Origin of the sequence: Fulvivirga ligni (genome assembly GCF_021389935.1) — a bacterium.
Lineage (GTDB): Bacteria > Bacteroidota > Bacteroidia > Cytophagales > Cyclobacteriaceae > Fulvivirga > Fulvivirga ligni.
Map to the genome: position 1 here is coordinate 3,928,511 of NZ_CP089979.1, position 11,399 is coordinate 3,939,909.

An 11,399-nucleotide genomic window follows, 5' to 3' on the forward strand; every position below is an offset into this window, starting at 1 on the left:
ATTAACATTCATGATCAACACACCTAATAAGCAAACAACCTATTTCATTGTTATAACACAGGCCATTATGGTTTTATGGTCTGTAGCTAGTTCTTTACTCCATGCCGGGCCGCTATATGCTTACATTATTACAGTGGGTTCATTTGTAGTGTATGCCATTTATGCGTTTCTGAAAAAGAACGATTTAATTAAGAAATTAATGATTTTTGGCTTTGTAGCCGGTGTTCTGGAGCTGTGGGCGGATCATTATAGTGTATCGGTGATAAAGACGCTGATATACCCAGCGCATGAAGGAATTATAGTTAACTCACCTTATTATATGCCTTTCTCCTGGGCCATTGCCTTGGCTCAATTGGGTTATTATGCGCTTTTGCTTACTGATAAGAAAGGCGTATGGGTAGCTGCAGCTGTCATCACCATTTCAGGTGGGTTTTACATTCCTCTTTATGAACACTTGGCTAAGGATGCCAACTGGTGGTACTATCAGGATTGTAAAATGCTCTTTAATGCACCTTACTACATCATTTTATGTGAAGCGCTCCTATCAGCATCCTTGCCATTTTTAACCAAATGGATAGCAGGAAAGAATATGGGATATTCATTGATAGCTGGAATCATTCAAGGTGTGTGGATTTACCTGAGTGCGGTGATTGCTTATAACATTGTAGCTTAATTAAAGTATCATGGAGAGCAACAATCTTTGTGCAGAATACCCTGAGTTTAGTAAGATTATCAATATCTGTGATTATAGTATTACAGAGCTTGCATTGGTATTTATAGGCACTATTTTCTGGGTGGTGGTATATGTGATCATCATCAGAAATAGCATTAAGAATAAATACGTGGAAATGCCAGTGCCTGCAGCCGCTTCCAATCTGGCGTGGGAGTTTGCCTGGGGCTTTTTGTTTACTACGGACATGGGCCTACTCTTTGTTTGGGGGCTTAGAATATGGTTTATATTAGACGTGTTTATCTTCTATAACGTACTGCGTTATGGCGATAAACAGATCAGTACACCACTGTTGAAAAAATATTTTAAACCCATAGAATTGGCCTCAGTCTTATTGTGGACATTTGGGTTTTATTTCTTTATTAAAGAAGGTTATGATACTAGCATGGGAGCCACATCGGCCTACATCATTACGATTATCATGGCTTCCTTGTATAGCATTTTCTTTTTGTCTAGCAATTTTAAGCAAGGCTACTCTCTCACTAATGCCTGGTGTAAGATGTTAGGTAATGCTCTTATGAGCGTGTTTGTATTTATACATTATCCGGATATGCACTTTTTGCAGTTTACCACCATTGTGGTATTCATTCTGGATGTAGTTTATATACCATTGCTTAAGATGAAATCGCAATAAGCGAGTATAGTTGTAAAAAATTATTGGTTGGTAGAAGTTGATAATGGATAATATTCTTAAAAATTCGAAAAAAATAGCCGAAGGAGGCAATTCTCTTATTTATCTCAGTGAGTTAAATGACTATAAAAAAAGTGTAGTTATTAAAATTCCTAAGAAGAAGAGTTCTTTATTATCAGCTGAATATCAACTACATAACGAATATAACTACCTCAAATCATTAAACCTTCATGGTGTTCGTAAGCCTATTGAGAAGATCATAATAGATCACCACCCGGCTTTAGTGTTAGAGTATTTTGAGGCCGCCACGCTTAGAGAGTATATCAATACTCGTCCTTTCAATTTGCTGGACTTTCTTAAAGTGTCCATTGAGATATGCAAGACCTTAAGTGATATTCACCATCATAACATTATTCATAAGGATATTAACAGCCATAATATCCTGATCAATAAAACTGGTGAGTTAAGGATCATTGACTTCGGCATTGCCTGTAAATATAATCAGCACAGTGATCTTACTAATAGCCCGGAAATGCTAGAAGGTAATCTGGCCTATTTGTCTCCGGAACAAACCGGAAGGATGAATCGTGAGATCGATAAGAGATCAGACCTATATTCATTAGGTGTGGTTCTCTATGAATGGTGCGCGGGTAGTCTACCCTTCCCTACTAAAGATCCTATGAAATTGATTCATAGTCATTTGGCTGTGAATCCTGAACCAGTTAATCTGCTGAATACAGAGGTTCCGAATAACATATCAAAGATCATTTTAAAGCTTCTTTCAAAAGATAAAGATGATCGTTACCACTCTGCTGACGGGCTACGTTCAGACTTGGAATTAGCTTTGAAGCAATTTTCAGAACACGGTTATATCGAGGGGTTCCCTCTTGGTATGTCTGACTTTTCTGGTCAGCTATCAAGGCCTCAGAAGCTCTATGGCCGTGAGAAAGAGTTGCATACGCTGGTGCAGGCTTTCCATAAAGCCTATAATAAGGAAAAGCAGGTGGTCTTAATTTCCGGACCATCCGGCAGCGGTAAATCTGCACTTGCCATAGAGGTAAACTCACAGTTTTCTGACAAAAGTGGCCATTTTATTTATGGTAAGTTCGATGAACTCCATAGAGACAAGCCCTATTTAGCTATAAAAAATGCCTTCAGGAAGTTAGTCAATAACATTCTGGCAGAAGATAAAGAAGTAAGACAAGCCTGGAAGAAAAGCATTCTGGAGGAAGTAGGTAAAGAAGCTCAACTGCTCATTGAGGTTATTCCTGAATTAGTCAACATTTTAGGGCCACAGCCCGAAGTGCCGAAACTAGGATCTGAAGAGACTAAGAACAGGTTTAGCTACATATTTAGACAATTTATTAAGGCTGTAGCTACTGCATCTCATCCATTGGTATTGTTTATAGATGATGTGCAATGGTCAGATCCGGCATCGCTTACTTTGCTGAGTCAGATTACCAATGATGCGTCTATTCCATACCTTTTCATTATTCTTACCTTAAGAAGTGAATCGGATAGTGCTATTCATTCCGGTAATTTCAAATTTACAGATCAGCTGGAGTTATCAGTGCTTAGCCCACAGCACGTGCAAAGTTTGCTGGTAGATAGTCTGTCAAAGAAATGCCCTGATGCTGAAAAGCTTGCACAGGTCATTTACATGAAAACAGGTGGTAATGCCTTCTTTGTCAACCAGTTCATTCAGAAGATATATCAGGAAGGCTTCCTGTTCTTCAATACAAAGAAGCAGCAATGGGACTGGAAGCTTAAGGAAATAGAGAGTTTGCAGGTCACAAAAAACGTGATCGATCTTTTACATACAGAGCTGAAGAAATTACCGGCAGAATGTCTTGATCTCTTGCAAACAGGGTCATGCCTAAATGAATACTTTAACCTAAAAATTATCTCATCTATTCACTCTGCCAGTGAAGAAGACATCAAGAGCTACTTGTGGGATGCTGTTGAAAAAGGCTTTATTAAGGTCAGTGTGAACCAAAAGGTGGTAAATAATACCGAAGACTACGGTCTGGGAATAGAATATTCATTTGCACATGATAAAATAAAGAAGAGTGCTTATGAGTCGTTATCATCATCCCAGACACTTGATCGCCATTGGAAGATTGGCAAATACCTGTATAACAACCAGGATAAGTATCATGTAAGTGTATTCGATATTGTTTTTCACTGGAATATAGGAATAGAGCACGCCTGGTCAGAGAAGCTAACCAATGACTTGCTTAATCTCAATTTCCTGGCGGGAAATGAAGCAAGAAGTTCAGCGGCATACATGAATGCTCTGGAATATTACCGCCATGCTCTTAAGATATCAACTGGCGATATTTGGACTGAGTTTTACGATTTAGCGCTGGCGGTTCACACGGGTGCTGCAGAAACGGCTTTCCTTACGGGTAAGATGTCTGTGATGCAAGAGCACATTATAGAAGTATTGGCCCATGCTAAGAATATACATGAGAAAATAAAAGTATACCAGATACAAATACAAGCATATATTGCTCAAGGTCAGTCAGTTAAGGCGGTTGATGCCGCGCTGGGTGTATTAGGTCAGTTAGATATTATTTTCCCGGCTAAACCTACCACAGTTCAGATTGGGAAGGAGCTTTTGAGAACCAGTATCAAGCTGAGCAGAAAGAATAAGAAGCAATTGCTTACGCTCCCTCCCATGACTGATCAAAAAGCGCTGGCCAGCATGCAAATTATGGCAAGCGTAGGTTCTGCTGTATCAAGAACTACACCTACCCTATTCCCGCTGATGGTGTTTAAGATGATACACTTATCGCTCAAATATGGTAATTCCATGGAGTCTATCCCCAACTATGGCGGATATGGCATTATTCAGGTGGGAGCGCTTAAAAACTTTAAGGCAGGGCTCAAATATGGTGAGCTCACAAGGGAATTGCTGGAGAGACATAATCCTGATCCAATTAAAGCTAAAACGCTTATTGTATACTACAGCTTTGTTCACCCATGGAAATATGATCTTAAAGAATCATTAAAGCCACTGATGGATACCTACCATATTGGTATGGAAACGGGTGATCATGAGTTCGCTGCTTCTGCCCTTATGGTAAATGGCTTTTATAGCTATTTCAGTGGAGAGGTGCTATCTAAGCTGGATGATAAAATGGCTGCACATGCTCAAAAGATACAGCAGCTTAATCAGGAGTTGCTATATACCCAGCATAGCATTTTCCATCAGGTCATTCAAAACCTGCTTGGCAAAAATAACAAGCCTGAGGTGCTAGAGGGCAATCAATTTAGTGCTTCAGAAGTCATTACAGAGAAATTTAGAGCGAACAATTCCGCCGCAGCTTTCTATGCAGATTTTCATACTTTGGTTTTATCCATTTGGTTTAAAAAGTTTGAAAATGGCTACAAATCCATAGCACTGCTCGATAAAAATCTTAATGCTGTACTGGGCACTATCTTCGTTCCCCAATATCATTTTTATCGTGGAATATCATTGTGCTCCGGATTTCATACCTTATCTGAGAAAGAGAAGAAACAAGCACGTAAAAAGATTACCGAGGGAGTTAAAGTACTAAAGACCTGGTCTGATAGCTGCCCTTATAACTATCTACACATGTATTATTTGCTTTCAGCAGAGTCTCTGAGAGTAAAAGGTAAAAACCCTAAGGCCAAGCTTTTCTATGATCTGGCTATTGTAAGTGCTAATAAGCACGGTTTCTTAAATGACGAAGCCTTATGTTACGAGCTGGCGGGTGAATTTTGTAAAGCCAGCAAAGAACACTATCCATTTGAGATATACCTTAAGAAAGCCCATGATACCTACATGCATTGGGGTGCTGAAATAAAGGCTAGAAACCTTTCAGACCAGTATCCTTTCATTAGCTTGAATTCTGTCGGTCACATTAATGTAGAGGAAAGTTTGAGTACTACCACCGGCAATTATTCTAACCTTGAGCTATCGTCTATACTTAAAGCTTCCACTGCAATAGCCAGTAAAATACAGCTTGATAGACTTCTGGAAACACTCTTAAAAATTGTGTTGGAAAATGCAGGCGCTCAAAGCGGATATTTACTTAGCGTTAAAGATAACGATCTGATAATTAGGGCTAAAGGACACGCAAGTTCAGAAAAGGTAGAAGTGTTTGAGGACTTGAGATTAGCTACCTATGATCACCTGCCATCTTCTATTATCCAGTATGCGGGTAAAATTAGAGAAGAGATTATAATGGATGATGCTTCTTTGGAACACAGGTTCTCTAATGATCCTTATTTTCATGGCAATGATGTGAAGTCCATATTATGTAGCCCCATCATTAAGCAAAATGAATTAATAGGAATTATTTATCTGGAAAATAACCTCATACCAGGTGCATTTACGCAAAAGCGGCTGGAGATGCTGCAGTTGCTTTCTGGGCAGATAGCGGTTTCATTAGATAATGCTTTGCTTTATGAGAATATGGAGCAAGCCGTGAAAGAGAGAACGCAAGAAATCAAGGCCCAGCAGGAAGTGCTGAAGGAATATAATAAAGATTTGTTGGCCCTTAATGATGAAAAAGATCACCTCATAAGTGTAGTTGCTCATGATTTAAGGAGTCCGCTGAATCAGATAAAAGGTATGGTTAACCTGATTAAACTTACCTCCCAGGATAAATCTAACGAGCAGCTGGAGTTCATAAACATAGTTCTGGACAGCACTGAGCGTTTAGGGAATATGATTAGCAGGATTCTGGATGTGAATGCCATTGAAGCGAAGAAGATTGATCTGAAGTTTGAGATGGTGAACCTCTCTGATATGATGCAGAAGCTTCTAAATAACTTCAAGCTTACTGCTAATGAAAAGAAAATTAATTTAGAACTGGATATAGAAGGAAATTACCTGTCTAGCTTGGATAAAAACTACACCATTCAGGTGTTTGAAAATATCTTATCGAATGCCCTTAAATTTTCACCATCGGGTAAATCTATCTTAGTGAATGTAAAAGGCCATAATCAGAATGTTCTGGTGAGCATTAGGGATCAAGGTCCTGGTATCAGTGAGGAAGATATGAAGAGACTGTTTATGCCTTATCAAAAGCTGTCAGCTCAGCCTACTGCTGGTGAGCAGTCTACAGGGCTCGGACTTTCCATTGTAAAGAAATACGTTGAAGCTATGGAGGGTAAAATCTGGTGTGAAAGCACTGAGGGTGAAGGTGCTACCTTCTTTGTGGAGTTCAAGAAGTTTTAGAACCAGCTTTTAGTTGGTTGTAATCTGCTTCGGTGTCTACATCAAAGGTTTTATCATTGGCCTCTAATATTATAATATCCGGGGCATTTTGCTTGAGTATAGTTTTAGCTCCTTGATCACCAGTAAGTTGCTGAAGGTCTTTGAAGTATGCTTTCGGGAAGAGTGCCGGTACTCCTGGCCGTCCGTCATATGACGTAGCTATGATTTTATCGTTGTTAGATCGGAACTCCCGAATCATATCATTTAAGTACTCGGTATCCACCAGAGGTTGATCTCCAAGTGTGATAAGCAAAGCATCCAGATGCTCGCAGTGTTCAACCGCACAGGCTATCGAGGTTCCTAATCCGTGCTGCCAGCTATCGTTGATCAGTACCCGAACTGCACTGCTGTTAATTTCACTCTGGATTAAAGTGCTGTTGGCTCCCAAAACACAAATTACTTCTGCAGCATGGCTTTTAAGCGATTCTTGAACCACATGGCTTAGCATACTTCCCTTTCCGAGAGGAAGCAGTTGTTTGGGTTTCCCCATTCTGCTGGAGCTACCGGCGGCTAATATAATGATGCCGATCTTAGGCATGAATCCTTGATTTGTTTCTTAAGGAGAATGCTTCCCTATGATTTTTAATGGCTAGAATCTCTGAGATGATGGCAATGGCAATTTCTTGTGGAGTAACCGAACCAATATCTATTCCTGCAGGCCCAAAGATGGCATTTAAGAAATCCGTATCTAATTCAGGATTAAGATCTATCAGTTCATTGAAAAGCTTTTCTCTTCTTCTCTTCGCTCCTAACAGACCTAGATAAAAGAATTGCTTCTCCTGTAAAGCCATAAGAAACTTTAAGTCCTGCGAATAGCTGTGTGTCATTAAAACTACTGCTGTTTCAGCGTCTATGGTTAGCTCTGAGGCATGTGTTGGGTCTAAATGAATGATTTCCTTGGCTCCTGGAAAATTGATTAGGCCTTTGGGGTCTTTAGGTGAATCAATGATGGTGACCTCCCAGCCTAACAATGAAGCTGCAGTACAGAGCTGTACGGCATCATGTTCTGCTCCAATAATTATCAACTGAAACAGCGGTGCCATTTCCTGGCTAAATGTGAGAGGAGATTCTTGATGGCTAAATTCCTGGCCGGATAAGGGAAATATTTGAGAATCGATATTTACATGTGAACCAATATTCTCATGGTAGCCTTCTTCCAGCAAGTATTCAGAATGAATGATAAACGGCTTTCTTCTAGAGAATGCTGTTTGTAGTTCTTCCTTCAAGCTTGTAATGAAATCTAACTTTTCTAGTAAGATGTAAAGTATTCCTTCGCAGCCCAATCTATATCTACCATCATAAGTCATCATTTTAGGTGTGCCGCTTTCAAAAACTGATTGGGCCTGCCTTACAACCTCAGATTCCACACAGCCACCACTTACTGCTCCTGTCATGTCACCATCTTCACTGATCAGCATTCTTACTCCAGGCTTTCTATAGGAAGATCCTTCCAAATGCACTACGGTAGCTAGAACGCAGGATTTTCCATTGGATTGATAACTTATAGCGGTGTTAAAGATGGTTTTAAACTCGTGGGTCATTTATGACTTCTTAATGTTTGTGACTGTAAGTATATACAGCAATTAAAATTAAATGTTTTGGAGCAGAAATCATTAAATAAAAAAAGGCCACTGTTAAAGTGACCTTCTATATTATCTTCTTCTTCCGCCGCCGCTTCTGCGACCTTTTCCGCCGCCTCCTCCGCCGCCTCTGCCGGATGAACGTTTTCTATCATTTCTCTTGAACGATCTGCCGTCATTTCTATCGCTGCGTTTACCGCCGCCATTGCCACCACCGCCGCCACCGCGGTTCGCTGCGTTCACTCTGATCTCTCTGCCGTCTAGCATTAAGTCAGTAAAGGCACCATCCATTTGAGATAAGTCCTCTTTCAATACTTCAAAATAAGATCTTCTCTCTTCTATAGTTATTTCACCGATAGACTTTTTCTTAATTTCAGAATATGTCATCACAAACTCAATAAGATCAGACTTATTAAAGCCATCCATCTTACCAATGTTGATGAAGAATTTCTTATAAGGACTTTTCTCAGACTCACGGCTTGATCTGCTATCAAGGCTTACATTATCTAAGTCCGCTACATCAAAACCTTGATCTCTAATACCAAACTTATCCAGCTCTATAGTAAGGAGTTTATCTATAAGTTCTTCTTTAGAAAGTTCGTTAAAAAGCTCGTAAATATCTGACTGATGGTCTTTTATAGCTTGAACATCAGTTTTTACATCCATTACACGCTTAGCCCATGTAATCAATTTTTGATTCTCAACAGCTACTGGGCTTGGTAATGTATATTCAGAGAACTTTAGGTTAAGCTTCTTTTGCATAAAGTTCAGCTTTCGCTGATCTGAGGAGCTTACCAAAGCCAATGAGATACCAGTTTTTCCAGCTCTACCTGTTCTACCACTACGGTGAGTGTAGTATTCAGTATCATCAGGCAGTGCATAGTGAATAACATGGGTAATGTCATTTACATCAATACCTCTAGCGGCTACATCAGTACATAGAAGAAACTCCAGGGTGTGGTTTTTAAACCTTTTCATTACCTGATCTCTCTGGGCCTGAGATAAGTCACCATGAAGTGCATCTACAGGTAAACCTCTTTTTTGAAGTTGCTCTGTAAGACTTTGTGTATCTCTTTTGGTTCTGCAAAAGATGATACCTCTCATGTCAGGCTCAAGCTGAATGATGTATTGCAGTAAATTCGGTTTGTCTTTCGCTTTAACCGCAAAATACTGGTGATCAATATTTGTATTTACAACATTGCCAGAATCAATCTTAACCTCATTAGGGTTATTCATGTATTTCTTTACAATGTTCTTAATTTCTTTAGCCATAGTAGCAGAGAATAACCAGGTGGCCTTCTCTCCTTCTGTATATGATAAGATGTGATCAAGGTCTTCTCTGAAACCCATGTTAAGCATTTCATCTGCCTCATCTAACACTACAAAACGAACACTCGCTAAGTCTACTGCCTTTCTGTTAAGTAGATCTAACAACCTACCAGGCGTGGCTATAACTATTTGAGGCTTCTTCTTTAAAGCCTTAATCTGAACCTGAATAGAGGCTCCACCGTAAACCGTTACGATGTTTACACCATCCATGTATTTAGAAAAAGATTCCAACTGCTGCCCTATTTGCTGACCAAGTTCTCTGGTTGGTGCAAGTACTACAGCTTGTGTTTCTTTACGCGCAGGATCTATTGATTCCAATAATGGAAGGCCAAAAGCAGCGGTTTTTCCTGTACCAGTTTGTGCTAAGCCTATAAAATCACTATCCCCCTCATTAATAAGTACCGGAATTGCTTGTTGCTGAATTTTGGTGGGTGATTCAAAATTCAGTTCATTAAGAACTTTCAGCAAAGGATCTGAAAGTCCGAGATTGGAAAAATTTGTCAATTGATATTTTTTTAAATAAAACACAAAGCTACTCTTATTTCACAGGGTATCCGTTTATAATGAACAATATTTTTAATTTTCCGCAAAATCACATCGATTCCTGTTAAATTTATTATTAATTACTAATTATTTTAGTAATTTAGGATTATGAAACGATCAGGAACGGCAGATTTGCCATTGCATGGAGGAAAAGTGCCCTACTGGCTTGCTAAGCGTATGTCAGACCTGGGAAAAGCTATTACAGAATCCATTGTATATGAATATGGTAAGTCTGAATTTCTATCAAGACTGAGCGATCCCTTATGGTTTCAATCCTTTGGCTGTGTGCTGGGTATGGACTGGCATTCTTCTGGAATTACCACCTCCGTAATGGGTGCACTTAAGAAGAGCTTAAACCCTGTAGCCCAAGATTTAGGAATCTACATTTGCGGTGGCAGAGGCAAGCATTCACGCCAAACACCGGATGAATTAATACAACTCGCTGATAGAACAGGGATAGACGGCATGGCTATGGTGAATCATAGTAAGCTTAGTGCTAAAGTTGATAATACCGCCATTCAAGATGGTTTTCAGTTATACTTACATTCTTTTATAGTAACAGATGAGGGTGAATGGTCAGTAGTGCAGCAAGGTATGAATAATACCAGTGGTATGGCTCGCCGTTACCATTGGCATTCTAAAAATGTGAAATCATTCGTGGAGTCTCCGCATACTGCTGTTTGCGGCGTGAATAAAGGTCTTATCCTCAACCTTACTGCCAATGAAGCGGCTGGTACCAAAGATGGCATTATGACATTGAGCAAGGAACGCTCCGATCTTACAATGAAAGAAGCCCGACGAATTTTAATGCCAAGAAGACACCACCTGGAAAGTGATGACGTCAACCTAAAACGACTAGGAGCTGTTTTGGCACTTGCTAATGAGCATGATGTGAAAAATTTTGAGGAGCTTCTTTTATTGAAAGGTCTTGGGCCCAGAACTTTGCAATCTCTCACATTAGTAAGTGAAGTTATACATGGTACGCCCTCCCGTTTTCAGGATCCGGCCCGGTTTTCTTTTGCGCATGGAGGTAAAGACGGACATCCTTTTCCTGTGCCTACCAAAGTATATGACGAGACTATACAAACACTAAAAACATCAGTAGAAAAGGCTAAGATTGGTTATTCTGATAAGCAGAAAGCAATAAAAAGCCTCCATAGAATTAGTGTTGATATGGAAAAAGGATTTAACCCTGATCCTTCAAGGTTTAACCAGATCATTGAGAAGGAAAGAAGAGAAGCCTACAAGTACGGAGGAAGAACAGTTTTTGGTAAATCTAAGCCTCCGATGGGACAGTTAGATCTCTTCCAATGAGCATTTCATGATTATTTATAC

Annotated in this window: 7 protein-coding genes; 4 read left to right on the forward strand and 3 right to left on the reverse strand. The window is 39.7% G+C overall.

Annotated features, from left to right (window positions below; all coding sequences use genetic code 11):
• Positions 1-10 precede the first annotated feature (10 nt).
• From LVD16_RS16690 to LVD16_RS16700, 3 genes are read left to right on the forward strand one after another with little or no spacing between them, the layout of a single operon-like run.
• Positions 11-673 carry a DUF6989 domain-containing protein gene (locus LVD16_RS16690; protein WP_233769412.1) on the forward strand — a complete coding sequence of 221 codons (663 nt, stop codon included), beginning with the start codon at positions 11-13 and terminating at the stop codon, positions 671-673.
• Positions 674-683: 10 nt separating this feature from the next.
• Positions 684-1,364 (forward strand): transmembrane-type terpene cyclase, encoded by a 681-nt coding sequence (locus LVD16_RS16695; protein WP_233769413.1) that lies wholly within the window; start codon positions 684-686, stop codon positions 1,362-1,364.
• Positions 1,365-1,407: 43 nt separating this feature from the next.
• Positions 1,408-6,573, forward strand: a complete 5,166-nt coding sequence (locus tag LVD16_RS16700; protein ID WP_233769414.1) for a sensor histidine kinase — start codon at positions 1,408-1,410, stop codon at positions 6,571-6,573.
• On the opposite strand, the gene LVD16_RS16705 is transcribed toward LVD16_RS16700, so the two are convergent.
• From LVD16_RS16705 to LVD16_RS16715, 3 genes are all read right to left on the reverse strand, one after another.
• A complete protein-coding gene (locus tag LVD16_RS16705; protein ID WP_233769415.1) occupies positions 6,560-7,150 on the reverse strand; it encodes a nucleotidyltransferase family protein in 591 nt (196 codons plus the stop codon). The genes LVD16_RS16700 and LVD16_RS16705 overlap by 14 nt on opposite strands.
• Positions 7,143-8,153, reverse strand: a complete 1,011-nt coding sequence (locus LVD16_RS16710) for an XdhC family protein (RefSeq protein ID WP_233769416.1) — start codon at positions 8,151-8,153, stop codon at positions 7,143-7,145. The genes LVD16_RS16705 and LVD16_RS16710 overlap by 8 nt, the downstream gene beginning before the upstream one ends.
• Positions 8,154-8,264: 111 nt before the next feature.
• Positions 8,265-10,025, reverse strand: coding sequence for a DEAD/DEAH box helicase (locus LVD16_RS16715; protein ID WP_233769417.1), 1,761 nt, complete (start codon positions 10,023-10,025; stop codon positions 8,265-8,267).
• A gap of 147 nt (positions 10,026-10,172) precedes the next feature.
• Between LVD16_RS16715 and LVD16_RS16720 the strand changes: the two genes are divergently transcribed.
• A complete protein-coding gene (locus LVD16_RS16720) occupies positions 10,173-11,378 on the forward strand; it encodes a DUF763 domain-containing protein (RefSeq protein ID WP_233769418.1) in 1,206 nt (401 codons plus the stop codon).
• Positions 11,379-11,399 lie beyond the last annotated feature (21 nt).